The sequence below is a fragment of the Nocardia alni genome, assembly GCF_019038435.1.
GTDB lineage: Bacteria > Actinomycetota > Actinomycetes > Mycobacteriales > Mycobacteriaceae > Nocardia > Nocardia alni.
The window spans coordinates 97,887-122,050 of the sequence record NZ_JAGPOX010000005.1 but is presented as its reverse complement, the minus strand read 5'-3'; the positions used below and the strand labels follow the sequence as shown (position 1 = coordinate 122,050).

Annotated in this window: 27 protein-coding genes; 9 read left to right on the top strand and 18 right to left on the bottom strand. The window is 69.2% G+C overall.

Annotated elements, in window-relative coordinates:
- Positions 1-78: 78 nt before the first annotated feature.
- Entirely contained in the window at positions 79-1,779 is a 1,701-nt protein-coding gene (locus JZ791_RS04110) for an MFS transporter (RefSeq protein ID WP_216892771.1), read from the top strand.
- A 7-nt stretch (positions 1,780-1,786) separates the two neighbouring features.
- Here JZ791_RS04110 and JZ791_RS04105 read toward each other — a convergent pair whose 3' ends face one another.
- Positions 1,787-2,149 carry a MerR family transcriptional regulator gene (locus JZ791_RS04105; protein ID WP_216892770.1) on the bottom strand — a complete coding sequence of 121 codons (363 nt, stop codon included), beginning with the start codon at positions 2,147-2,149 and terminating at the stop codon, positions 1,787-1,789.
- A 160-nt stretch (positions 2,150-2,309) separates the two neighbouring features.
- Here JZ791_RS04105 and JZ791_RS04100 point away from each other — a divergent pair, with 160 nt between their 5' ends.
- Positions 2,310-3,161 (top strand): LLM class F420-dependent oxidoreductase, encoded by an 852-nt coding sequence (locus JZ791_RS04100; protein ID WP_216892769.1) that lies wholly within the window; start codon positions 2,310-2,312, stop codon positions 3,159-3,161.
- A gap of 3 nt (positions 3,162-3,164) precedes the next feature.
- Here JZ791_RS04100 and JZ791_RS04095 read toward each other — a convergent pair whose 3' ends face one another.
- The 7 genes from JZ791_RS04095 to JZ791_RS04065 form a co-directional block, all read right to left on the bottom strand.
- On the bottom strand, positions 3,165-3,563 hold the full coding sequence (locus JZ791_RS04095) for an NUDIX hydrolase (RefSeq protein ID WP_216892768.1): 399 nt from the start codon (positions 3,561-3,563) through the stop codon (positions 3,165-3,167).
- Between the two features lie 26 nt (positions 3,564-3,589).
- Positions 3,590-4,120: a hypothetical protein gene (locus JZ791_RS04090; RefSeq protein WP_216892767.1), complete on the bottom strand. Its 531-nt coding sequence runs from the start codon at positions 4,118-4,120 to the stop codon at positions 3,590-3,592.
- Between the two features lie 76 nt (positions 4,121-4,196).
- Positions 4,197-4,997, bottom strand: a complete 801-nt coding sequence (locus JZ791_RS04085) for a family 1 encapsulin nanocompartment shell protein (RefSeq protein WP_216892766.1) — start codon at positions 4,995-4,997, stop codon at positions 4,197-4,199.
- A gap of 4 nt (positions 4,998-5,001) precedes the next feature.
- A complete protein-coding gene (locus JZ791_RS04080) occupies positions 5,002-6,012 on the bottom strand; it encodes a Dyp-type peroxidase (RefSeq protein ID WP_216892765.1) in 1,011 nt (336 codons plus the stop codon).
- Between the two features lie 63 nt (positions 6,013-6,075).
- Positions 6,076-6,402: a cupin domain-containing protein gene (locus tag JZ791_RS04075; protein WP_216892764.1), complete on the bottom strand. Its 327-nt coding sequence runs from the start codon at positions 6,400-6,402 to the stop codon at positions 6,076-6,078.
- Positions 6,403-6,542: 140 nt separating this feature from the next.
- Positions 6,543-7,040 carry a dihydrofolate reductase gene (locus JZ791_RS04070; protein WP_216892763.1) on the bottom strand — a complete coding sequence of 166 codons (498 nt, stop codon included), beginning with the start codon at positions 7,038-7,040 and terminating at the stop codon, positions 6,543-6,545.
- Positions 7,037-7,912 carry a thymidylate synthase gene (locus tag JZ791_RS04065; protein WP_216892762.1) on the bottom strand — a complete coding sequence of 292 codons (876 nt, stop codon included), beginning with the start codon at positions 7,910-7,912 and terminating at the stop codon, positions 7,037-7,039. The genes JZ791_RS04070 and JZ791_RS04065 overlap by 4 nt, the downstream gene beginning before the upstream one ends.
- 64 nt (positions 7,913-7,976) lie before the next feature.
- Here JZ791_RS04065 and cobF point away from each other — a divergent pair, with 64 nt between their 5' ends.
- Positions 7,977-8,732, top strand: coding sequence for a precorrin-6A synthase (deacetylating) (gene cobF, locus JZ791_RS04060; RefSeq protein WP_216892761.1), 756 nt, complete (start codon positions 7,977-7,979; stop codon positions 8,730-8,732).
- 84 nt (positions 8,733-8,816) lie between these two features.
- The gene (locus JZ791_RS04055) at positions 8,817-9,683 is read left to right on the top strand and encodes an Fpg/Nei family DNA glycosylase (protein ID WP_216892760.1); all 867 of its coding nucleotides are present in this window, start codon (positions 8,817-8,819) and stop codon (positions 9,681-9,683) included.
- A 1-nt stretch (position 9,684) separates the two neighbouring features.
- On the opposite strand, the gene JZ791_RS04050 is transcribed toward JZ791_RS04055, so the two are convergent.
- Positions 9,685-10,521 (bottom strand): class I SAM-dependent methyltransferase, encoded by an 837-nt coding sequence (locus JZ791_RS04050; RefSeq protein WP_216892759.1) that lies wholly within the window; start codon positions 10,519-10,521, stop codon positions 9,685-9,687.
- Between the two features lie 80 nt (positions 10,522-10,601).
- On the opposite strand from JZ791_RS04050, the gene JZ791_RS04045 reads away from it, so the two are divergent.
- Entirely contained in the window at positions 10,602-11,189 is a 588-nt protein-coding gene (locus tag JZ791_RS04045) for a TetR/AcrR family transcriptional regulator (protein ID WP_216892758.1), read from the top strand.
- Between the two features lie 2 nt (positions 11,190-11,191).
- Here JZ791_RS04045 and JZ791_RS04040 read toward each other — a convergent pair whose 3' ends face one another.
- Genes JZ791_RS04040 through pdxR form a run of 3 tightly spaced genes read right to left on the bottom strand, consistent with a single transcriptional unit; the run spans position 11,192 to position 14,405 of the window.
- Positions 11,192-12,730: a carboxylesterase/lipase family protein gene (locus tag JZ791_RS04040; protein ID WP_216892757.1), complete on the bottom strand. Its 1,539-nt coding sequence runs from the start codon at positions 12,728-12,730 to the stop codon at positions 11,192-11,194.
- A gap of 16 nt (positions 12,731-12,746) precedes the next feature.
- Positions 12,747-12,992, bottom strand: a complete 246-nt coding sequence (locus JZ791_RS04035; RefSeq protein WP_216892756.1) for a DUF2630 family protein — start codon at positions 12,990-12,992, stop codon at positions 12,747-12,749.
- A gap of 9 nt (positions 12,993-13,001) precedes the next feature.
- Positions 13,002-14,405 (bottom strand): MocR-like pyridoxine biosynthesis transcription factor PdxR, encoded by a 1,404-nt coding sequence (gene pdxR / locus JZ791_RS04030; RefSeq protein WP_216892755.1) that lies wholly within the window; start codon positions 14,403-14,405, stop codon positions 13,002-13,004.
- Positions 14,406-14,494: 89 nt separating this feature from the next.
- Here pdxR and JZ791_RS04025 point away from each other — a divergent pair, with 89 nt between their 5' ends.
- Positions 14,495-15,172 (top strand): pyridoxamine 5'-phosphate oxidase family protein, encoded by a 678-nt coding sequence (locus JZ791_RS04025; protein WP_216892754.1) that lies wholly within the window; start codon positions 14,495-14,497, stop codon positions 15,170-15,172.
- Between the two features lie 200 nt (positions 15,173-15,372).
- Here the strand turns inward: JZ791_RS04025 and JZ791_RS04020 are convergent, their stop codons facing one another.
- Both JZ791_RS04020 and JZ791_RS04015 read right to left on the bottom strand, forming a co-directional pair.
- On the bottom strand, positions 15,373-16,635 hold the full coding sequence (locus JZ791_RS04020; RefSeq protein ID WP_254205173.1) for a hypothetical protein: 1,263 nt from the start codon (positions 16,633-16,635) through the stop codon (positions 15,373-15,375).
- A 121-nt stretch (positions 16,636-16,756) separates the two neighbouring features.
- Positions 16,757-17,524 (bottom strand): crotonase/enoyl-CoA hydratase family protein, encoded by a 768-nt coding sequence (locus JZ791_RS04015; protein ID WP_216892752.1) that lies wholly within the window; start codon positions 17,522-17,524, stop codon positions 16,757-16,759.
- Between the two features lie 124 nt (positions 17,525-17,648).
- Here JZ791_RS04015 and JZ791_RS04010 point away from each other — a divergent pair, with 124 nt between their 5' ends.
- Both JZ791_RS04010 and JZ791_RS04005 read left to right on the top strand, forming a co-directional pair.
- Positions 17,649-18,305 carry a TetR/AcrR family transcriptional regulator gene (locus JZ791_RS04010; RefSeq protein ID WP_216892751.1) on the top strand — a complete coding sequence of 219 codons (657 nt, stop codon included), beginning with the start codon at positions 17,649-17,651 and terminating at the stop codon, positions 18,303-18,305.
- Between the two features lie 9 nt (positions 18,306-18,314).
- The gene (locus JZ791_RS04005) at positions 18,315-19,937 is read left to right on the top strand and encodes an acyl-CoA dehydrogenase family protein (protein WP_216892750.1); all 1,623 of its coding nucleotides are present in this window, start codon (positions 18,315-18,317) and stop codon (positions 19,935-19,937) included.
- On the opposite strand, the gene JZ791_RS04000 is transcribed toward JZ791_RS04005, so the two are convergent.
- Positions 19,938-20,129 carry a helix-hairpin-helix domain-containing protein gene (locus JZ791_RS04000; RefSeq protein WP_216892749.1) on the bottom strand — a complete coding sequence of 64 codons (192 nt, stop codon included), beginning with the start codon at positions 20,127-20,129 and terminating at the stop codon, positions 19,938-19,940. It abuts the gene before it with no gap.
- 100 nt (positions 20,130-20,229) lie between these two features.
- Between JZ791_RS04000 and JZ791_RS03995 the strand changes: the two genes are divergently transcribed.
- Positions 20,230-21,609 (top strand): DUF1731 domain-containing protein, encoded by a 1,380-nt coding sequence (locus tag JZ791_RS03995; protein ID WP_216892748.1) that lies wholly within the window; start codon positions 20,230-20,232, stop codon positions 21,607-21,609.
- Between the two features lie 88 nt (positions 21,610-21,697).
- Here the strand turns inward: JZ791_RS03995 and JZ791_RS03990 are convergent, their stop codons facing one another.
- The 3 genes from JZ791_RS03990 to JZ791_RS03980 form a co-directional block, all read right to left on the bottom strand.
- Positions 21,698-22,069: a hypothetical protein gene (locus JZ791_RS03990; protein ID WP_216892747.1), complete on the bottom strand. Its 372-nt coding sequence runs from the start codon at positions 22,067-22,069 to the stop codon at positions 21,698-21,700.
- Between the two features lie 21 nt (positions 22,070-22,090).
- Positions 22,091-23,728 (bottom strand): glucose-6-phosphate isomerase, encoded by a 1,638-nt coding sequence (pgi, locus tag JZ791_RS03985; protein WP_216892746.1) that lies wholly within the window; start codon positions 23,726-23,728, stop codon positions 22,091-22,093.
- Between the two features lie 70 nt (positions 23,729-23,798).
- Entirely contained in the window at positions 23,799-24,098 is a 300-nt protein-coding gene (locus tag JZ791_RS03980; protein WP_216892745.1) for a hypothetical protein, read from the bottom strand.
- Positions 24,099-24,164 lie beyond the last annotated feature (66 nt).

Sequence of the window (24,164 nt, the reverse complement as noted above, 5' to 3'; positions counted from 1 at the left end):
TCTTCAGGCAATCTGGCCGTAGACTGGTCGCCGCACGAGGTCCTCGACGGCAATATGGGTTGACGGCGGGAGCGGCGCATGACGGACATCGAGATCGAACAGCGGCACCGCGGCGACAACCGGTGGCGGGTGCTGGGTGCGCTGGGGCTGGCGCTGTTCCTGGTGGCGCTCGACAGCACCGTCGTGAGCATGTCGCTGCCGGTGATCATCGCCGATGTGGGGTTGAGCCTCACCCAGGCGCAGTGGGTGAGCGCCGTGTACGCGGTGGTGTTCGCCGCGCTGCTGATCACCGCCGGGTGGTTCGGAGACAGGCTGGGGCGTCGTGCGCTGATCATGACCGGTGTCGTGCTCATCATGGCGGGCAGCCTGATCGCGGCGGCCGCGAACGAGCCGAGCGTGTTGATCTGGGGCCGGATCGTGCAGGGCATCGGCGGCGCCGGCGTCCTGCCGGGGGCTCTGGCCACGGCCGGCGTGGTCTTTTCCGGGCGGGAGCGCCGGCTCGTCTACACGGCGTGGGCGGCGGTGATCTGCGCGGCGGCGGTGCTCGGGCCGCTGCTCGGCGGCTGGTTGAGCACATCGTTCACCTGGCCGTGGATTTTCCTGGTGAATCTGCCCATCGGCGTGGTGGTCCTGATCGGCATCGCCGTATTCGTGCCCGAGACCCGGAGCGGCCAGCCCGCACACGGCTCGGACGTCGACGGATTCCTGCTCGGCACAGCCGGTTTCGCGCTGGTGATGTTCGCGCTGATCGAGGGGCAGGCCTACGGCTGGTGGCGGCCGCTGCGGGCGTGGCGAGGGCTCGGCATCCACTGGTCCAGCCGGGCCGGGGCCTCGCCGATCCCCCTGCTGCTGGTACTGGGCATCATTCTGCTGGCGCTGTTTCTGCTCTGGGAGCAGCATCGGCGCCAGGTGGATCGCGCGGCGCTGCTGGACTTCTCGTTGCTCGGCCGACCGAGTGTGCGCTGGGGGAGCGCGGCGGCGCTGGCGGTCGCCGTCGTCGTATTCGGCCTGCTGTTCACCCTGCCGCTGTACCTGGTGTACGTCCGCGGCCTCACCGCGCTGCGCGGTGGGCTGGTGCTGATGGCGATATCGCTGGGGGCGGGTGCGGCCACGATCGTCACGCTGCGGGCGGGATGGCCTGCGGGACCGGTGTGGAGCGTGCGGCTGGGCCTGGCGATCCAGACGCTCAGCATCGCGGTGACGGCGATATTCCTCACCGACCGGACTCCGATGGCGTGGCTCGTCGTGCTGCTCGTCTGCTACGGCATCGGACTGGGTCTGGCATCCGCTCAGCTACCCCGCGCGATCCTGGCAGGCATGCCGGCCGATACCTCCGAGCGGGTGTCGATGACCCCGTCCACGGTGCACAAGATCGGTGCGGCGCTGGGGGTCGCGATACTCGGTGGCGTGCTGTCGATCTCGCTCGGCCAGGCGCTCTCGGACCGGCTCACGCAGGTGCACGGCCTGTCGCCGGTCGCGGCGCACGAGGCCGTCGCCGCGACCCGCGACTCCGCCGGCGCCGCCATCCCGGTGCTGCGCGCTCACCACGCCAGCCATCTGGTGACCGACGCGCTGGCCCGCGGCTTCGCCGACGCCTTTCGCGCCACCCTGATCGCGGCGGTCGTACTCCTGTTGCTGGGCTTCTGCGCCGCCACCCGGATCCCACTGCGCGCCACCCGGATTCCGCAAGAGCCCGCGAGCGCCGATCCGGCCGCCGAGAGCGCGCCCGACAAGCCCGAAGGCGACGCCGCGGTGAATTCGCTCGACGACAGCGAGTAGATCCTCCCTACGGCGTCAGGGACACTCCCGCGTCCACGAGCATGCGCGCGATCAGCTCGCGCGAGTGCACCAACTCCGCGGCCATGGCATCCATCCGGCCCATCTCGCTGCGCAGCACCTCGACGAGTTCGGGACACGGTCGCAGCGTGGGCGCGGTATCGATGACGCAGGGCAGAGCCTGGCGGATCGTCTCGGTCGGCAACCCGGCCGCCAGCAGCGCCCGGATCCGGCGCACCGTATCGACCGCCGATTCGCCGTAATCCCGATATCCGTTGCCGCCACGCATCGAGGTCAGCAGGCCCTGCTGTTCGTAGTACCGCAGCGACCTGCGACTGACCCCCGTGCGTGCGGCAAGCTCCCCGATAAGCATGTTCACTCCCTCGCGCCCAACTCGCACTTGACCTTGACAGTGGTGTCAACCCTTACCGTACGCCCATGACACCATGCGACGCTCATCACCAGGTCACCACGTGTGGCTACCCTTGGAACAAGATCCCCTGCGGCGCAGGGCTATTCGGGGGCGATCGATAATGCGGGCCGGGATCTTCAGCGGCGTGACCGACGAGAGCATCGATCCGATGGAATTGGCCCGGGCGGTCGAGGAGCGCGGCTTCGAGTCGTTGTTCCTGCCCGAGCACACCCATATTCCGGTCCGGGTCGACACGCCTACCCCGGGCGGCGGGGACATTCCCCGCGACTACTACCGCGTCTACGACCCGTTCATCTCGCTCACCGCCGCGGCGGCGGTGACCACCCGGCTGCGTCTGGGCACGGCGGTCGCGCTGCTGGTGCAGCGGGATCCGATCGTCACGGCCAAGGAGATCGCGACGCTGGACGCGATCTCGGGCGGCCGTCTGGAACTGGGCTTCGGCGTCGGCTGGTTGCGCGAGGAGTTGCGCAATCACGGCACCGACCCGCGTACCCGCGTCGCGCTGCAGGGTGAACGCATCCTCGCGATGAAGCAGATCTGGACCCACGATCGGGCCGAATTCCACGGCCGCTTCGTCGATTTCGATCCGATCCACTCCTGGCCGAAACCCGCGCAGCGGCCGCATCCGCCGATATGGCTCGGCGGCTGGGGGCCCTCGACGCATGAGCGTGTGGTCGAGCACGCCGACGGCTGGCTGGCGCCGACCGGCATCGCGTTCGACGAACTGCGCGACGGCATGCGGCAGTTGCGGGAACTCGCCGACCGTGCCGGGCGCCCGCCGATTCCGGTGACCGCGACGGTGTTCGGGCCCGGCGCGGGCGATCTGGACCGCCTGGCGGAACTGGGCGTGCATCGCACGCTGATCGGTCTGCTGCCGGTGCGCCCACGTGAGGAGACCTTGCGCGCGCTCGACGAGATCACCGCCATGGCCGGGACATACCAATCCGTATAGCGCCTACCAGTCGATGAGGTCCAGCTCGTGCAACCGGCGGAACACCAGCATCGAGCCCGGTGCGACATGCGGCATGGCCGCGTACTCGCCGACGGTGAAGTAGCGCAACTCGGCGATCTCGCTGGTGGGCCGGGGCTCACCGGCGAGATCGGCGGTGTAACAGGTCATATGCAGGGCCGTGCCGGGTGTGTGACCGTAGGCCTCGCATTCGAAGACGCCGAGTTCGCAGAAGGCGGCGACGTCGACTCCGAGTTCCTCGCGCGCCTCGCGGTGCAGGGCCTGCACCGGGGTCTCGCCGGGGTCGATCTTTCCCCCGGCCATGTAGAAGACCTCTTTGCCGGTCGACCGCGCCTGCAGCAACCGACGGCCGCGGATGTGAGCCAGGGCCGCGGTGCGAATCATGGTGTCCGCCCTTCGTATTCGGCTCGTCAGTTCGCCGCGGGCGCGAGCTTCCAGTGCTCGTGCAGGGCGTTCGCGATCTGCGGCAGGACCGTCACGGGAATCCGCTTGTGCCGCAGCATCGTACGGATCTGGGCAACCTGCTCGCGCTTACGGTGGTCGTAGGCGTTGGCGATCGGGCGCACCACCGGCGGGATCGACAGCAGCACCAGTTCGCCGTGCGGTTCGTCGCCGCCCTGCAGGTCCAGCGCCAGCGACCAGCGCGCCTGCTCGTCCAGCGTGAACCGCCCGGCCACCACCCGATCCCACGGGATACACGTCTCGTGCAGCGGGGTGCGCCGGGCGATCGTCTGCTCGGTCAGCACCACGACATCGCGCCCGAACAGCGCCATCAGCAGCGCGATCCCGACCACCGCCCCCGCGAACAGCCCGATGAACACCAGGTAGATCCCGAACGCCGCCACGATGCCCCCGCAGACCGCCGCGGTCGCGAGCACACCCAGCACGCCGTACAGAAACGTCCGCCGTCCGGGGACCACGCCCGCCCGGACCACACTCACACCCACTTCTCGCCTCGGTCCTTCCTGCCTCCCGCGCATCGTACCGGGCGTGGCGGAGGCGGGAAGCTCGGGACGATCAGGCCCGCAGCGCGACGGCGGCCTCGGCGGTGTAGACCAGGAACGTCAGGCTCTGCTGGAAGTACAGCCGCACCGAATCCGCGTCGTGCGACAGATAGCCGATCGAAAGATCCTGGCCCAGTTGCAGATCGAAGTCGCCACCGCGCGTGGTGAGCAGGAACGCGCCATCGATCGCGGGCGCCCAGATGATCTCGCCGTCCGGGATGAGGCGTTCGATATGAGTGCGGATCGGGTAACCGTGGTCCGAGGTCTCACTGACCGCGGTGTAGAGGTCGGCGCTGAGCAGGACCGAGTAGGGGCCGTCCACGCCGGCCAGTCGCAGTTTGGTCACCGCCTGCGCGATCGCCTCCGGCGCCAGGCGCGGGTCCGTGGTCGGCGCGATCGGCTCGTGTGAGGACGCGGCCCTGATCCCGGTGATCCCGGCGGCTCGATAGCCCTCGAAGATCGCGCGGTCCTCGGCGAACGCGATCTTGCGCGCGGCGTCCTTGACCGCGTCCAGATCGATATCGCGGGCGCCGCGCTCGGCGTCGTCCAGTTCCTCGCGCGCGAGGGTGAACGGGACCCGCAGCTCGACCAGCGGCGCCACCTGCCGCTGGCGCGCCACGATGCCCTCGTCGGGTGCGTCGATCTCGGCGGTGCGGCCCAGGCCGACCGCGGAGAAGTCGGCGCCGTGCGGACCGGAGACGTCCACGACCCGCCGTCCGGCGATATGCCGCTTGAATGTTCGCCGGGCCTCGTCCTCGATCTGTGACCACGCCTCGTCGGTGACCGGGGCTAGCTCACGGTGCAGATTGTTCATATGCTCAATCCTTTCGTCTCAGGGTGCCGATCCCGAGGGATCCGTCGCCGAGTGCGGGGGCCTGCTCCACGACCGCCGTATCCGTGCGCGCCGGATCGGGAAGCGCGTCGAAGAATCCGGCGGGCGGAGTGAAGAACAAGGTTCCGGTGACGGCGGTGGAGAAGTCCAGGATGCGGTCGTAGGCGGCCTCGTCGCTGCCCAGGAACATCCGCTCGAGCATGCGCTCGGTGACGTCCGGGGCCGCGGCGTACGCGACGTAGTAGGTCCCGAATTCCCCGTCGCGCACGCTCCCGAAGGGCATGTTGGCCCGCAGGATCTGGCGCTGGGTGCCGTCCGGGTCGTACAGCGTGTTGACCGCCACGTGCGAATTCGCGGGCTTGTCCGCGTCGGACAGCTCGAAGTCGCCGAGTTTGGTGCGCCCGATCACGAGTTCCTGCTCGGTGACCGACAGCGCGTTCCAGGCGCCGAGATCGTGCAGGTATTTCTGCACGATCACGTAGCTGCCGCCGGCGAAATCGGGGTCCGACCCGTCGATCAGGGCCGTCGAGACGGCCTGGGAACCCTCGGGATTCTCGGTGCCGTCGACGAATCCGAGCAGGTCGCGCTGCTCGAAATAGCGAAACCCGACGGTCTCGTCCACCACCGTCGCCGCCCCGCGCAGCCGATCGCCGATGACCATGGCCAATTCGAAGCAGGCGTCCGGGGTCTCGGCCTTGATGTGGAACAGCAGATCTCCCGGCGTGGCGGGCGCCTGGTGCCGCGGGCCCTCGTATCCGGGGAATTCGTGCAGTTCACTGGGTTTGGGCCCGGCGAACAAGCGGTCCCAAGCCGTGGACCCGATGCTCGTCACGCAGGACAGATCCGCGCCGGGCACCCGGAAGCCTACCGATCGGCGCAGGCCGGGAAGTTCGGCGAGCAGATCACGAACCGCGGATTCACCGCCCTCGTCGATGGTCGCCACGAGAAACAGCGCCGCCTTACTGAGCGGATCGAGGATCGGCTGCGGCTCACCCATGATCGACAGACTATACGTGGCAAGACCGACAGAAGGTGTTCCGTACCCCGCGGGCGGCGCGGTTTACTTCGCCACGGTCAACAGGAACGCCACGTCGTCGATGGCGGTGACGCTGTGCCGGGCGCTGGGCACGATCAGCAGGTCGCCGGGGGAGCCCTTCCATTCGTCGGCGCCGCTGAAGAGGGTGAGCGTTCCGGACAGCACCTGGAGGGTGGCCTCACCCGGATTCTCGTGTTCGGCCAGGCTCTGCCCGGCGGTCAGCGCGATGACGGTCTGCCGCAGGCTGTGCGTATGTCCGCCGCAAAGGGTCTGAGAACTACGTCCGCTGGTGTTGCCGGCGGCCAGCTTGAGCTGCTGGCGGGCCACCGCGGTGAGCGATTTCTTGTCCATAGGGCAGCCTTTCACGCGTCGGCCGCGTGCGCGTTGTCACGGGCGCAGTAGTCGTGAGTATGCCGTAGGTCTCGACCGGGGTCAGGCTGTTTCACATTGCAATTCGATGTTGATACCCGCCGAGCGCGGACAGGGGTGGGTCAGTCCTTGGTATAACGCAGGACGCGATACCGCAGACCCGTCGTGGACTCGCGCCACGGGCCGGGCGCGGCGGACCACTGCGCCCCGATGGCCGGGGCGTAGGCGTCGCCTTCGGTCCGCAGATCCACCTCGGTGACCATCAGTTCTGTCGCGTAATCCATTGCGGCCCGGTAGATCTCACCGCCGCCCATGACCCACACCGGCGCAGTGCCCGCGGTGCGCAGGGCCTCGTCCAGCGATCCGGTCCGTTCGGCCCCCTCGGCGGACCAGTCCGGCTGCCGGGTGATCACGATATTGCGGCGCTCGGACAGCGGCCGGAATCGCGGCGGCAGCGAATCCCAGGTGCGGCGGCCCATCACCACCGGATGCCCCCGGGTGATGTGCTGGAAGTGCGCCATATCCTCGGGGATCCGCCACGGGATGGCGTTGTCTTTTCCGATCACCCCGTCCGGCGTCTGCGCCCAGATCAACCCAACGCACGGCTGCGCCTTGCTCACACGGCCACCGGGGCCTTGATCGCCGGATGATGCCGGTAGTCCAGAACCTCCACATCCTCGTAGGCGTAGTCGAACAGGCTCGCCGCATGCCGCAGCCGCAGTCGCGGGAACGGGTGCGGTGGGCGCTCGATCTGCTCGCGCACCTGCTCGACGTGGTTGTCGTAGATGTGGCAGTCGCCGCCGGTCCAGATGAAATCACCCGGTTCCAGGCCGGTCTGCTGGGCGACCATCGCCGTCAGCAGCGCATAGCTGGCGATATTGAACGGCACCCCGAGGAACAGGTCGGCGCTGCGCTGATACAGCTGGCACGACAGGCGGCCCCCGGCCACGTAGAACTGGAAGAACGCGTGGCACGGCGCCAGCGCCATCCGGTCCAGATCCGCGACGTTCCAGGCCGAGACGATCATCCGCCGCGAATCGGGCTCGCGCCGCAAGGTCTCCAGGACCTGCGAGATCTGATCGATATGCGTGCCGTCGGGAGAGGGCCAGGACCGCCACTGCACCCCGTACACCGGGCCCAGTTCGCCGTCGGGGCCGGCCCATTCGTCCCAGATCGTGACACCGTGCTCGCGCAGCCAGCCCACGTTCGAATCGCCGCGCAGGAACCACAGCAACTCGTACACGATCGACTTCAGATGCACCTTCTTGGTGGTGACCAGCGGGAACCCCGACGACAGGTCGTAGCGCAGCTGGTGGCCGAAAATGCTGCGGGTGCCAGTGCCGGTGCGATCGGACTTCGGGGTGCCGGACGCGAGCACCAGGCGCAGCAGATCCTCGTACTGGGTATCGACAGCGGGAGGCGGGGTGGTGAGCCGCACATCGTGGCCTGCGATGAGCCGCACCTCATGGGCTGCTGGGCGCTTGTCGTCCATGGTTGGCAGCTTACGCACCGGTGCCGACAGGTCCGTACGGTGCGGGCTGGCATGCTTGTCGGTCGTGCGCAAGTTGTACGTGATCGGAATCGGTGCGGGTGACCCCGACCAGGTGACGGTGCAGGCGATCAAAGCCATGCGCCGGGTGGACGTCTTCTTCGTCATCGGTAAGGGGGAGGCCAAACGCGAGCTGGTCGATGTGCGCACCGCGATACTCACCGAACATCTGGAACATCCGTACCGGATCGTGGAGATCGCCGACCCGCCGCGCGAGCGCACCGTCGGCGACGCCGACTACCGCGATGTCGTGCGCGACTGGCACGAGCGCCGGGCCGCCCTGCTGGCCGGGGCGTTCGCGGAGTGCGAGGGCGTCGGCGCGATCCTGGTGTGGGGCGATCCGTCGCTGTACGACAGCACCCTGCGGATGGTCGAGCGTGTCGCCGCCCGCGCGCCGCTGGACTACGAGGTCGTTCCGGGCATCACCAGCGCCCAGGCCCTCGCCGCGCGGCATCGCGTGGTGCTGCACGAGATCGGCGAGCCCGTGCACATCACCACGGGCCGCCGCCTGCGCGAGGAGGGCATCGCCGCCGAGGGCTCGACCCTGGTCGTGCTCGACGGCGAGACCTCCTTCACCCACGTCTCCGGCGACGATCTGCACATCTGGTGGGCCGCCTACCTCGGCATGCCGGACGAGGAGTTGATCGAGGGCCCGTTGGGCGCGGTGCGGGAGCGGATCGTCCAGCGCCGCGAGGAACTTCGTGCGGACAAGGGGTGGATCTTCGACATCTATCTGATCCGCCGCGTCCCTCCGCAGGGTTGATATGGGCCGGTGACTCCCGTTGAGTGCGGCCGGCGTCCCTCGATCACACGCATAGATGTCGGTGGTGGCCGGTAGGCTGCTGGCATGCCCGAATTGCCGGAGATCGTGGCGCTCGAGCGGTTCCTCGCCGAGCATGCGGTGGGCGCGGTGGTAGGGCGGGTGGACGTCGCGGCGCTCAGTGTGTTGAAGACGTTCGATCCGCCGGTCACCGCGCTGTCCGGTCGTGACGTCACCGGGGCGGGGCACTGGGGTAAGCATTTGGGGCTCGACTGCGATGGCCTGTGGCTGATCACGCATCTGTCCCGGGGTGGGTGGCTGCGCTGGATCGAGGAGCCGGGGCGCGCCGCGCCCAAACCGGGCAAGGGCCCGCTGGCGCTGCGGGTGCACTTCTTCACTCCCGAGGGCGCGACCCCCGCCTTCGACCTCACCGAGGCGGGCACCAAGAAGCGGCTGGCGGTGTGGATCGTCGAGGACCCCCGCTCGGTTCCCGGCATCGCCCGCCTGGGGCCCGACGCGCTCGAGGTCACCGCCGACCAGTTCGCCGAGCTGTTGCGGGCGAGCTCGCAGCGGTTGAAGACGGTCCTGGCCGACCAGGTCGTCATCGCCGGCATCGGCAACGCCTACTCCGACGAAATCCTGCACGCGGCAAAGCTTTCCCCATTCGCCACCGCGAGCAGGCTCGATCCGCAGGAGTCCGAGCGCCTGTACGAGGCCATGCGCGCGACCCTGACCGACGCCATCGCGCGCTCGGTCGGCCAGGAGGCGGCGAAACTCAAGGGCGAGAAGCGATCCGGCCTGCGCGTTCACGCGCGCACCGGCCTGCCCTGCCCGGTCTGCGGGGATACCGTGCGGGAGGTCGCGTACGTGGACAAGTCGTTCCAGTACTGCCCGACCTGTCAGACCGGCGGCAAGATCCTGGCCGACCGGCGCATGTCACGCCTGCTGAAATAGCTCAGCCCGCGCGCGCGGCGGTGACAGCCACCGTCGTGTAGGGCATGGTGAAACTGCCGCCCAGCGCATCGATGGCGTCGCCCACGCCGGCCAGGAGTTCGTCCAGGCGATCGGTGGGTAGCCGGGTCAGCAGGCCCGTCGTGGGCAACTGGTCGAGCCATTCGTCGCGGGTGTAGATCCGCTGCCACTCGAAGTGCCACTCCTGCGGTTCACCGAAATCGCCTGTCGCCCGGATCGTCTCGGCGGTCTTGTCGAAATGCGGCCTGTACAGATCCAAGGCCGACCGCGTCGGCCGGTTGACGGCAGGCAAGTCGGGAGCCACACGGCGATAGACCTCGCCGAGCGCCTCACCGACCTCCGGCGGCGGCTGGAAGACGTGATGAAAGGGCGCGAACAGGCCGCCCGGACGCAGCACCCGCGCCGCCTGCTCGGCCCCGGCGACCGGGTCCACCCAGTGCCAGGCCGTACCCGCCACGACCGCGTCGAACCGGCGGCCTACCGGATCCCAGTCCTCGAACGTGGCCACCTCGGTGTCGACTCCGGTGCCGCGTGCGAATTCGGCCATCCGCGCGTCGGGTTCGACTCCGAGCACCGTGCATCCGGCCGCCTGGAACTGCCGTGCGACGATCCCCGTGCCGCCGCCGACGTCGAGGACGTCCCGGCCGGGGGCGACCTCGAGGATGCGCGCGATGAGGGCGGCCGGATAAGCCGGCCGGGTTCGGTCGTAGCGCGCGGCGTCCGCGCCGAACGATTCCGCGACGGCGCGGGCGCGATGGGGTGCGGGCGACTCCGGCCGTGCGCGTTCGGGGCGGCGAGGTTCCGGCGGTAAAGTGGGCATGCGCCCACTCTAATTATCGAGTGGGCGCATGCCCACTAAACGGTACGATCAGTGGTTCGCCCTGAGCGAAAGGATGTCCGGTGCCGACAGGAGTGGCGCTGCGCGATGTGCGTGAGCAATTGTTCGGCGCGGCCGAGCGGATCCTGCTTCGGGCCGGGCCGGACGCGCTGACCAGCCGGGCGGTCACCACGGAGGCCGGATGTGCGAAAGGCGTGCTGCACCGGCATTTTACGGACTTCGACGACTTCCTCATCGAACTCGTCCAGGATCGGATCACGCGTATCCGCCTGCAGGCCGACACGCTGTACGGCGCTGCGGGGACGGGCACGGTCGTCGGCAACCTCGCGGACGCGCTGACCGAGCTGTTCGGCTCGGTCGCGGTGGCGATCGTCAGCCTGGTCATCTTCCGCGACGAGTTGCGAGCCCGGCTGCGGCGCACCCAGCCCACCGGAATCCCGATGATGCGCGAGGCCGCCACGATGGTCGCGGACTACCTGAGTCGCGAACGCGACCTCGGGCGCATCGCCGCCGACGCCGATATCGACACGCTCGCACCCACAGTGATCGGCGCCGGACATCTGAGCTTCGCCGACCGCACCGCACCGCCCGACGCCCCGGAGGTGCACCGGATGGTGAGCACGGTGCTGGCGGGCGTCCTACGGCAGTAGCCTCACTCCGGCACCGGGACTCGAACACTCTCCCAGGCAAGGCGTTTGGATTTCCCGGGGTCCACCTCGAGTCGCGGCGGATAGTCGATCACCCGGGTGATCCGGTGTTCCTCGGAGTATTCCGGCCACGTGGCCAGCGGCTTTCCGGTGCGGGCGAAAGCCAGCCAGTTGTCTTGGAATTCGTGCTGGACCGCGCGGAAACCTTTGTGCCCTCCCGCGATCGTCGTCGCCCGGCCGAAGGCCGAGTCCACGCCGCCGAACACCGGCAGCAGATCCAGGGCATGGGTGGCGCCGAATCCCGCGAGGCGCACCGCGCGTGGCGCGTAGTCGAAGCGGTAGGCGTAGGTGGGCGCCCGGCGGCTGTGAGCCTCCATGACCTGGAGGCTGGGGCGCAGGAACATGTAGTCGCCGCCCGCGCGCACCGCCGCCTTCGGTGCGGGATATCCGGGATACGCCGCGGCGATGCGGGATTCGGCCTCGCGCGATCCGGACAGCACGCCACGCAGTCGTTCCGGGGTGGTGGGCAATGTGTCGTCGAAACGGACGAACAGCCTGGCCTCGTCGAGGTTGGTCCCGATGATCAGCGGGACGGGATGCGCGCTGCCCTCGATGATCGCCGTGATCGGCAACTTCGGCAGGTAGTCGCCGTCCACCTCCGGTGCTATCGCGAACGCGCCGGGACGTTCGTGCGTGTCCCGGGCCATCTGCCGTTCGACCGCCTTGCGGATATCGTGCGTGCTCGCCTGCTGCAGCATCGTCACGGCGTTCGCGGGGGTGGCGCCGAGGTTGCCGACGCAACCGCGGGCGAACGCCCGGGCGTCCTCACGTGGCACGCCCCAGTCCGCGGGCGCGCTCTGGGCGATGCCGCGGTGGAACAGTCCGGCCGCGGCGGGCGTGGCCAGCAGGGTCAGCACGGCATGCGCACCCGCCGATTCGCCGAACACCGTGACGTTCTCCGGGTCGCCGCCGAATGCGGCGATATTGCGCCGCACCCACTCCAGCGCCGCGACCTGATCGCGCAGTCCGAGGTTGGAGTCGAAAGGCCTTTCCGGGGTGGAGAATTCACCGAAATCGACATAGCCGAAGGCGCCGAGACGGTAATTGATCGACACCACGATCACATCGCCGCGCAGTGCGAGCCGCGATCCCGAATACAGCCGCAGCGCGGTCGTGCCGATGAAGTACGCGCCGCCGTGGATGAACATCATGACCGGTCGCGGGGTCGACGACGGCGCGGCGGGCGCGACCACATTCAGCGTCAGGCAGTCCTCGCCGGACGGCTGCGCGCGCCGCGGACCGATCTGTGTGCCCCAGCGCGGCTGCACGGAGGCCAGGCCGAATTCGGTGGCCTCGCGTACCCCCGTCCAGGGCCGGACCGGTTGGGGGGCGCGGAAGCGCAAATCGCCGACCGGAGCGGCGGCGTACGGTATCCCGCGCCACCGCGCCAGGTGCGCACCACGCTGACCGCGAACGACACCGTCGGCGGTGGTGATCACCGCATCGGTGGCAGGACTCCCTGAACTCCCCGAACTCTCCGACATTCGTCGATGGTAACCGTTACTGGAGGTAACCTTCGACCTGCTTCACGGGGTTGACCTGGGCGTCCTCCGGGCTGACACCCTGATCGATGCGCGCGCGGCGCTGCCGCAGCAGGTCCCAGCACTGATCGAGCTGCACCTCGAGCTCGGCCAGTTGCGCCCGCTCGGCCCCCGGATCGAGTTCGCCCGAGGTGGCCTTGGACCGGAGTGCATGCTCCCGGTCCACCAGTTGAGTGATTCGCGTGAGGATGTCTTGATCGGTCATGTGGTCATGCTACGGGGCCGCGCGAATCGGGCGCGGCGCTCGGTCGATGCCCGCCAGACATCGCGCGGCGATGCGAGCCGCGCCCGGCAGGGCGGCACGCGGGAGCGCGGCGTAGCCCAGGGCTATGCCGTAGCGGCTCGGCGTGCCGAGGTGGTGCCGGGTGAGCCCGTCCAGCAGCACGCCCTGGGCGCGCGCCGCGGCGATCACCCGGGCCTCGGCCGCCGCCGACCCGAGCGTGGCCACCACATGCGATCCGGCGTCGTCACCGAGGACCCGCACACCGCGGCCACGCAGCTCATCGACGAGAAGTGCGCGCCTGGGCGGCATTTCGCGGCGGAGGCGACGCAGGTGACGGGCCAGGTCGCCGTGTGCGGCCAGCTCGGCGACGACCTGCTGGCCGGCCGGCGCGGGCCCGGTTCCGGTCGATTCCCGGTGTGCCACAATCGCTCGCGCCACCTGTGGCGCGGCGACCAGCCAGCCGACGCCGAGGCCGGTCGACAGGATCTTCGAGGCTGTGCCCAGATGGACGACGACGTCCGGCGCGAGGCTGATCAGCAGCGGTAAAGGCGCCGTGTCGTACCGCAATTCGCCGTCATAGTCGTCCTCGATGACGAATGCGCCGATGCGGCGGGCCAATTCGACCAGCGCTATGCGGCGCGTTGCGGGCATCCGGGACCCGAGCGGAAACTGGTGTGCCGGAGTGCAGTACACCGCCTTGACGTCCGAGGGGATCGCATCGATTCGCAACCCGTCGGCATCGACGGGTATCGGAACCAGCCGGATGCCCTCGGCGCGCAGCGCGCCGGCCGCACGCTGATATCCGGGATCCTCCATCGCGACCGCGTCACCCGGCCGCAGCAGCGCCGCGGCGAGTTCGCCGATCGCCGAACCGGTGCCCGACGTCGCCAGCACCACGCTGTCGCCGTCCGTGGCCAACCCGCGATGCCGCAGCAGATGGTCGGTGACGGCCGCGCAGAAGTCCGGGACGCCCGCTCTGGCCTTGTACATCAGCGGGGTCCGGTCGCCCGCGAGTCGCCACGCCCGGCGCCACGCCGCCCGATCGATCGCCTCCACGCACGGCGTACCGGGCGTGAGATCCAGCAGTCCGGCGACGGGATCCGGATCGGGCGGAGGAGCCGGATGCGGCCGCGCGGGCGCCGGGGCGGCGGTGAGATAGGTACCCGAACCGTGGCGTCCGCTCAGCCAGCCCTCGGCGTGCAGCTGGTCGTAGGCAGAGGTCACCACGGTGCGACTGACTCCCAGCTGAGTCGCCAGCGCGCGTGAGGACGGCAGCCTGTCGCCGCCGCGGAGGCTGCCCGCGACGGCGGCGGCCCGCAATCCGTCGGCGATCTGGACTGCCAGGGGGCGCGCGGCCGTGCGGTCGAGGATCAGCGGTAGATCGAGCTCGGCCATGAGTGAGCAGAGGTTGCGGCCAAGTGGTCTTCCGATCTCGTTGTCGATTGGCCATTTCATCATGCCACTGGGCCGGGCAGGCTGAGAATATGACCACTTCAGCCGACATCCGTACCCCGCTGTCGCCGACGCCGCGCAGCACCCTCACCCGCTACCGGGGCCAGCGCGACGCCACCGACCGCGCGGCGCTGGACGCCGTGCTGGACACCGGGACGGTCTGCCACCTCGGCGTGCTGATGCACGGCGCCCCGGTTGTCGTGCCCACCATCTACGGCCGCGACGGAGACACCCTCTACCTGCACGGATCCACCGGCGCGGGCAACCTGCGCACGGCCATGACCGGTGACGTCTGCGTCTCGGTCACCCTCGTGGACGGCATCGTCTACGCCCGCGCGGTCATGCACTTCTCGATGAACTACCGCTCGGCGGTCATCCACGGCCGGCCCGTGGAACTCACCGACCAGGACGAGCGCCTGCACGCCCTGCGCGTGATCGTCGAGCACGCCGCCCCCGGCGCCTGGGACAACGCCCGCCCACCCACCAAGAAGGAACTGGCCGCCACCACGGTCCTGTCCCTGGACCTGACCGAGGCCTCGGTGAAGACCCGCGCCGGCGACCCCTCCGACGACGAGTCCGACCTCGCCTCCGACACCTGGGCCGGAGTCCTGCCCATCCGCCAAACCTTCGGCGACCCGATAACCTCCGCCGACCTCACCCCGGGCATCGCCGTCCCCGAGCACGTTCGCACCCGTAACGCAACGTCGTAGTGCTGCAACGGGACTCCGTCGTCCTAGCCGTCGGCCAACCGTTGTCCAGCTCGCAGTCCCACCGTCATCGCGGCTGGCTGTCCCACCGTCATCCCGCATCGTCCCATCGTGGTCCGGCCGTCCCACTGTCGTCCCAGCCCACGGTCCGTATGTCCGCATGATTCGCGTCGGAGCCATCAGAAACAGGCGTGACGGGAGTGTCACCAATAGGTGGCGGGTAGGTCGAGTCCGGTCAGCGCGGCTTCGGTGAGGGTTCCCAAGGCGGCGGCCGATTCGATGCGTTCTCGATCCAGGGAGGTCAGGGCCAGCGTGTAGGTGTTCCCCAGACGCGACAGGTAGGCCGATAGGCGGGTGCGGGGCAGTGGGGTGACCAGGCCGGGGTGGATGGCGCGGGCGGCGACGCCGACGCAGCGGTGTGGGCCCAGGTGCGACAGGGAGGAGGGTAAGGGGCCGAGGTTGGAGCACAGGATGTCGCGTTCGCCCGCACCTCGGGTCAAGGCGTGGGCGGCTCGTGCGGGAAGCAGTTGCACGATCTCCTCCGGCATTCCGTCGGGGCTAGACATTCGGTATTCGTATGCGGCGCGGCATTTTTCGCGCAGCGTCGCGGGTGTGTCGGCGCGCGTCACGGTGACCTCGGTCATGGCCATGTCGTTGTTCACATGCGTTGTGGTGCGGGTGTCGACCGGGACGCTCGCGGTGATGGCCGGTCCACCGAATCCGCTGTCCCACAGCATCTGTGCGATCAGATAGATGAACAATGTATTGGTCGTGCCGCCGCGTGCGGTGGCCGCGAGTTCCCAGTCTGCCGCCGGGATCTCCAGTACCGCACCGTATATCGCGATGGTTCCGGTGCGAGACGGGGTCGTCGCCGGCCGCTTCGGTATGCCGCCGCGCACGGCACGCGCCGTCCCGCCGAGCACGGTGGTCCACTGGCGCCAGGCATCCGCCCAATCCGACTGCGGCACCATGGATTCGGAGGCGTTCGCATCCGGTCGCGCACTGCCGGTCGGTGATCGCCGATCGTCGATCGCCGACAGAGCCCGGTCGACCGCGATGGTCAGCCCTCGACCGTCGGTGAGCGCATGTGAACAGGTCAGCGCCACCACGGAGCCGCCGTCGGCCAGTGCCGCGGCCGCGAGCCGCCATCCGGGGCCGAACTGCGGGTCCAGATCGAATCCCAGCCCGTCGGCCCAGCCGAGCACCTCATCCGCACGCAGTGTCCGTTCGGTCGGCGACAGCGGATAGGCGCTGTCGTTCGCCCGCCAGTGCGGTCGAGCCCCGAGCACGCGCGCCCGGACCACCCGTCGCCCGAGCGGCCCGGTTCGCAGCGCGGAGTGCACCCGCTGCAGCAGTTCCGGCGGCACACGGTCGGCCGTCCGCCAGAGACCCTGCAGCGCGATCGGTGTACCCATGCCGCGATGCGTCCGCAGGAAGATCTCGTCCACGACGCTCAGCCTGCTCATGTTGCCCATGGTGCCATCGCTGCCGAGCCTGTCCACTCCGTCGGCCGCGGCAAGTTCCGTCGGCTCACCGTCCCCGATGTGCCGTGAAGGCTCCAGGTGGCCGGGGACCGGGTAGGCCGATTCAGGCGGAGGCGCCGTGGCGGCCCGCGCCGGAGGCGAAGCGCTCGGCTCCGGCCAGAGCCCCGTCGGAGTCGGCGAGGGCGGACAAGCCATGGCGCAGTTCGTTGGCCATGGCGGCGGATTCGTCCAGACCCTGCTGTTCCAGTGCGGACATGCGGTCCGTGCGCAGACAGGTCTGCGGGAGGGCGGCCAGCTGACTTGCGAGTTCCTCTGCGGCACGCCGTGATTCGCCGTTCTGTACGACGCGGTTCACCAGTCCCATCTGCAACGCCTCGGCGGCGCCCACGGCCCGGCCGGTGAGGATCATGTCCATCGCCCGGCCCGCGCCGACGATGCGGGGCAGCCGGACGGTGCCGCCGTCGATGAGCGGCACACCCCAGCGTCGGCAGAACACGCCGAAGGTGCTGTCCTGCTCCGCGATTCGCAGATCACACCACAGCGCCAGCTCCAGCCCGCCCGCTACCGCATAGCCGGATACCGCCGCGATCACCGGCTTGGACAGGCGCAGCCGCGTCGGCCCCATCGGCCCGTCGCTCTCCGGCTCCACCCGGTTGGAGTTCTCGGTGCCGAGGGCCTTCAGGTCCGCGCCCGCGCAGAATGTTCCGCCCGTGCCCCACAGCACCGCCACCGACGCGCTCGGGTCGGCGTCGAATTCCCGAAACGCGTCGGCCAGCGCCTGGGCGGTCGGCCCGTCGACCGCGTTGCGGGCCTGCGGACGATCCAGGACAACGGTGGAAACGGGCCCATTGCGCTCGATTCGCACACTCACAACTGCTCCTAGCTGGTTCCTCGGCCTGCCGCCGATGCTGTCACGGGACGTGGACTCGCTAGCCCGACCATACGTCCTGGATCGGGGGTTGCGTCAAGAAATGAATTAGTGGTTCACTTCTTGTATGGCCTACCGCCGCACACCCGCCGTGCAGGCCCGCCTGGACGCGCAGGCGGGCGTGATCGTGCATGCGGCCACGCGGGTGTTGTCGCGAGCGGGCTTCGCCGGGCTGTCCATGGCGGCGGTGGCGGCGGAGGCGGGCGTGGCGACGGGGACGGTGTACAAACACTTCAGCGGCAAGTCCGAGCTGATGACCGCGGTCTTCCGTGAGGTCGTGGGCCGTGAGGTGGCGGCCGTCGCGCGGGCCGCCGGGAGTGTCGTCGAGGGCGAGCCCGTGTCCGATGCCCCGCGCGGCGCGGTCGAGCGGGTCGTCGCCGCGACGGAGACCTTCGCCGCCCGCGCGCTGAAGAACCCGAAGCTGGCCTACGTGCTGCTGGCCGAGCCGGTGGACACGACCGTCGACGCCGAGCGGCTGCGCTTCCGCCGCGCCTTCACCGACCTCTACGAGGCCGCAGTGGCCGACGGTGTCGCCGATGGTCAACTGCCGCCGCAGAATCCGCGCACCACCGCCGCCGGACTGGTCGGCGCGATGGGTGAGGTCCTGGTCGGTCCGCTCGCGCAGGAGCAGCAGAGTGAGGCGGTGATCCCCGAGCTCGTCGGCTTCGCGCTGCGCGCGTTGGGGTTTCGGGAACCCGCTGCCGACACCACAGATCGCCGATAAGGAGTTCCCATGCCCACTCACGAGGTCTTCAACCAGGTTCCGCCGATCACACCGTTCGACTTCTCCCGCAATCCGGCCCTGATCGAGGGCCTGCACCGCGAGGGCGCGGGCTGGGCCGAGCCGGAGGTACGTGAATTAGGCGCTCTCGCAGGGGGAGTCGAGGCGCAGGAGTGGGGCCGGGTGGCCGAGGGGAATCCGCCGGTGCTGCACACCCACGACCGCTACGGAAATCGGATCGACGAGGTGGAGTTCCACCCGTACTGGCACCGGTTGATGGATGTGGCGGTGACGCACGGCCTGCACGGCGCGCCCTGGCTGGACGAGCGCCCCAGCGCGCACACCGCCCGCGCGGCCAAGTTCTACACCTGGGGCACCGCCGATCCCGGTCATATGTGCCCGATCTCGATGACCTACGCGGTGGTGCCCGCGCTGCGGCACAATCCCGAGCTGTCCGCCCGCTACGAGCCGCTGCTCGGTTCGCGCACCTACGATTTCGGCCTGCGCGAGCCCTCGACCAAGGCGGGGCTGATCGCCGGGATGTCGATGACCGAAAAACAGGGCGGCTCGGACGTGCGGGCCAACACCACCACGGCCACACCGCGATCCGACGGCGGCTACACCGTCGTCGGGCACAAGTGGTTCACCTCCGCACCCATGTCGGATATGTTCCTGACCCTGGCCCAGGCGCCCGGCGGGCTGTCGTGTTTCCTGCTGCCCCGTGTCCTGCCCGACGGCACCCGCAATGCCCTTCGCCTCCAACGCCTGAAGGACAAGCTGGGGAACAAGTCCAACGCCTCCTCGGAGATCGAATACGACAACGCCGTCGGTTGGCTGGTCGGTCAGGAGGGTGCGGGTGTCAAGACGATCATCGAGATGGTCAATATGACCCGCCTGGACTGCGTGATCGGCTCGGCCACCGGTATGCGCAGCGGCGTCGTGCAGGCGGTACACCACGCACGGTATCGGGAGGCATTCGGCGCCAAGCTGATCGATCAACCGGCCATGCGCAATGTGCTGGCCGATCTGGTGATCGAGTCCGACGCGGCCACCACCGTGATGATGCGTCTGGCCGGCGCCACCGATCGTGCGGCGAACGACCCGGCCGAGGCGTCGCTACGCCGGATCGCCCTGGCGGTCACCAAGTACTGGGTCTGCAAGCGTGCGCCCGTCCACGCGGCCGAGGCGCTGGAATGCCTGGGCGGCAACGGGTACGTCGAGGAATCCGGCATGCCTCGCCTGTACCGTGAGGCCCCGCTGTCCTCGATCTGGGAGGGTTCGGGCAATGTCGCCGCCCTGGACGCGTTGCGCGCCATGGGACGTCAGCCGGAGACCGTCGAGGCGTACTTCAACGAGGTCGCCCTGGCCCGCGGCGGTAACCACTACCTCGACGACGCGATCGACCGCCTCGGCAAGGAGCTCACCGACCTCGGCGATATCGAATATCGGGCCCGCCGCGTCGTCGAGCTGATGGCACTGGTCCTGCAGGGCGCCCAACTGGTCCGCCACGGCCACGCCGCCATCGCGGATGCGTTCTGCGCCAGCCGATTCGGTGGCGACTGGGGTATCGCGTTCGGCACTCTCCCGGTCGGGGTCGACACCGCCGCGATTCTCGAGCGCGCGTACGTCGACTGATCAGCCGAGTGCCTGTCCGCGCTCGGCCAGCACCTCGGACAGGATCCGAATCGCCTTCGGCCCCACACCGTGCAGCGCGAGCAGTTCGGCCTGCGATACCCCGGCCAGTTGGTCGAGCGTGTGATATCCGGCTCCGGTCAACGCCCGGGTCGCCGGGGCGCCGATCCCCTCGGGCAGGTCGCTGGCCACCATGAACGGGAGTTTATCGCGCCCGCCGGTCGACCGCGCGTGATCCGCGCGGGTGAGCGAGCACACGCTTCCGGCGGTACCCCGTGCGGATTAGCGTCGAGACATGGCTCGTACAACGACGTACACGCAGTTCATCGCCCTACGGCCCGAACGGTTGTGGGCGGTGCTGGCCGATCCGGCCCGCTGGCCGGAGTGGAATCCCGGCGTCACGGCGGTGACTCTGCGGGGCGCACCCGGCACCGGGGTCCGCGGTGACTATCTCCCGCGCGGACGGACGAGTGCGATGGTGCACGGACGGCTGGCCGAGCCGTTCACCATCACACGTTTCGTACCCGACCGCGAGCTGATCATCGAGCAGCCCGAACCGGCCGGGGTGATGCGCATCTCCTGGACCCTGACACCCCGGCACGGCGGTACCGAACTGGTGCAGCGAATCGGGGTGACCGGGATCTCGGCGCCCGCGTTCTGGCAGATCATCGGCCGGCGATTGCAGACCGATGCCCGTGTGTGTTTCGCGCGATTGGCTCGTCTGGCGGGAATCGAGCCCGATGAGAACGCGCGCCGTGTGATCATCGCCGGTGGCAGCGGCGCGTTGGGCCGCAATATCGCCGCCGACCTGATCTGCCGCGGCCAGCGCGTCACCATCCTGACCCGTCAGCGCGATCCCGCACTGCCGTTCGACCAGGTGTACTGGGACGGCCGCAGTGTCGGGGATTGGGTTGCGGCGCTGCGTAATCCGGGCGCAACCGCCGTGATCAACCTGGCCGGGAAGCTGGTCGACTGCCGCCCCACCGCGGCCAATGTCGCCGAATTGCGGTGCAGCCGAGTCGATTCCACCGCGGCGCTGGTCGCGGCGTCGAGGACGCTGGACCGTCCGATCGACTACTGGATCCAGGCCAGTACCACCGCGATCTGGTCCGATGCGGGCGAAAAACGCTGCACCGAGACGACCCCGCTCCCCGTCGGCCTGCCGCAGATGACCGGCGTCGCCGAGCCCTGGGAGCGGGCGTTCGAGGGCGCGAACACCGATCACTGGACGATCCTGCGCACCTCGATCGTGCTCGACCCCGATTCACCGGCCCTGCGGCGTCTGTGCGATCTGACTCGCGCCGGACTCGGCGGCCGGGTGGGCCCGGGCAACCAGTGGTTCAGCTGGATTCACGTCGAGGACTGGCTGGCGCTCGTGCGCGCGGCGCTCGGTCTCGATCCCGAGGTTCGGCTGCCGAATGGAATCCTGGTCGCGGCAACCGATTTCCCGGTGCGCAATCGCGACCTCATGGCGACATTGCGCCGTCACCTGCGCCGACCATCCGCCCCGCCGACCCCCACCACGGCGCTGAAGATCGGCGCGGTCTTCCTGCGAACCGATCCCGCTCTGGGCCTCACCGGCCGCCACGCCACCTCGGAAGTGCTGCCGCACACCGGATTCCGCTTCCGCTACCCGACCCTAAACGAGGCCTTGACCGACCTGCTGCCGCACTGACCCGGGCGGGCGGTCTCGACCACCGCACGCACCCGCTGGGCCTCGTACCGCGACGCATCGAAGGGCGCTACGCCGTTCGAACTCGTACCTACGGGACGACGGCGAAGGCGAGACCGATGAGCGTGACCACCTTGACCAGTTCGAGGCCGATGTACCAGAAGTGGGCGTGTGAGCGCGGTCCGTCCTCGCCCGCGAGGACTCGGTCCGAACGGCGGGACAGGGGCGGACGCACGAACGCCAACTGCATGGCGAGCACCACAGCGGTGATCACCAGCCAAACCCAGGTCGCGGTGGACGCGCGGATCACTGCGGCGGCGATGAGCAGCAGCACGCCCAGCACCGCCTCGACCGTGTTCAGGGCGCGAAAGACCATGCGGCCGATGCCGAGTCCGAGCGCCAGGGTGACACCCGGCGCTCGGAACTTCAGCGGGGCCTCCAGGAACGAGATCGCCAGTACCATGCCGAGCCAGAGTTCATGAGCTCAGCGGTGGTCGCGGTACCAGCGGATCAGCGCGTCGGTGGACGAATCCGCTTGGGGGGCGGGAGCTTCGGTGGAGGTGAGCAGCGGCGCGAGTTCCAGAGCCTGCTGCTTGCCGAGTTCCACGCCCCACTGGTCGAAGCTGTCGATGCCCCAGATGGTGCCCTCGACGAACACCTGATGCTCGTACAGCGCGATCAGCTGACCCAGCACCGACGGGGTAAGCCGCGGGGCCATGATGGCGGTGGTGGGACGGTTGCCGGGCATCACCTTGTGCGGCACGACCTTAGGGTCGGTGCCCTCGGCGGCGATCTCCTCGGCGGTCTTGCCGAACGCCAGCACCTTGGTCTGCGCGAACAGGTTGCTCATCAGGATGTCGTGCATGCTGCCGGTGCCATCGATGGTCGGCAGATCGTCGGTGGGCTGGGCGAATCCGATGAAATCGGCGGGGATCAGGCGCGTGCCCTGATGCAGCAGCTGATAGAAGGCGTGCTGCCCGTTGGTGCCCGGCTCACCCCAGAAGATCTCGCCGGTGGATGTGCTCACCGGGGTGCCATCGGCCCGTACGGATTTGCCGTTGGACTCCATGGTCAGCTGCTGCAGGTAGGCCGGGAACCGGGCCAGATCGTTCGAGTACGGCAGGACCGCCCGCGACTGCGCGCCGAAGAAGTTCGAGTACCACACGCCGAGCAGGCCCAGCAGTACCGGAGCATTCCGCGCCAGCGGGGCCTCCACGAAATGCCGGTCCACACTGTGCATTCCGGCCAGGAATTCGGCGAAGCGCTCGCGGCCGATGGCCGCCATCACCGACAGGCCGATCGCCGAGTCCACCGAATAGCGCCCGCCGACCCAGTCCCAGAACCCGAACATGTTCGCGGTATCGATGCCGAAGGCCGCCACCCGCTCCGCATTGGTCGATACGGCGACGAAGTGCTTGGCGACCGCGTCCTCGCCGAGCGCGGCGACCAGCCACCGCCGCGCGGCGGTGGCGTTGGTGAGGGTCTCGAGCGTCGAGAAGGTCTTGGACGAGATGATGAACAACGTCGAGGCCGGGTCCAGGCCGTCGAGCTTGGCGGTCAGATCCGCCGGGTCCACATTGGAGACGAACCGCGCCGAGATTCCGGCGTCCGCATAGTGCCGCAGCGCCTGGTACACCATGACCGGGCCCAGATCCGAGCCGCCGATGCCGATGTTCACCACCGTCGTGATGCGCTCGCCGGTGGCGCCGCGCCACTGTCCGGAGCGCAGCGCGTCGGTGAAATCACCCATCCGGCCGAGGACCTCGTGGACCTGCGCGCCCGCGTCGGCGCCGTCGACGAGCAGAGACTCGCCCGGCGGGAGCCGCAGCGCGATATGTTCCACGGCGCGGTCCTCGGAGGTGTTGATGTGCTCACCCCGGAACATCGCGTCGCGCCGCTGTGCCACACCGGCCGTCTCGGCCAATTCGACCAGTAGATCGAGGGTTTCGCGGGTGATGCGGTGCTTGCTGTAGTCGATCTGCAGATCCCCGACCTGAACAGTCAGCTCCCGCCCGCGGTCGGGATCCTCGGCGAAGAATTCGCGCAGATGCCGGTCGGCGATGGCCGTGTAATGGTCGTGCAGTTTCCGCCAAGCCGCCGTCGCGGTGATGTCGCTGCTCACCCAGGCGACATTACCGCCAGATATGCGATCGCGCCGGTATCACGGGTGAGATCCCCCCGCGGCATCGAGGTCAATTCGACAGGCAGGTGAACATCCAATGGGTGCCATAGTGTGCGGCGTTGCCGCCCTCGAGATGCACCCACCCCCAATGACCGGGCGTGTCGCCACCCGCACGGCACGGCCCCCCGAGCTGATAGCCCTGGGGCGTCGGCGGAGGCGGACCGTCCGGTGGGACCGTAGGGCCGGGTGACCAGCTGCCGCTGTCGATGGGGCCCAGGTCGATACCGCCGACGGTGACGGCGGCGGCGGTGCCCGTGCACACGGTGGCGATGGCGGCGGCCATGGCCGCGAGAGCGACTGTTCTTCTCACGATCCGATCCTCTCGTTCCGTGAACTTCCGCCTGGTAGAACGACTGGGCACGGATGGCCCAGCTAC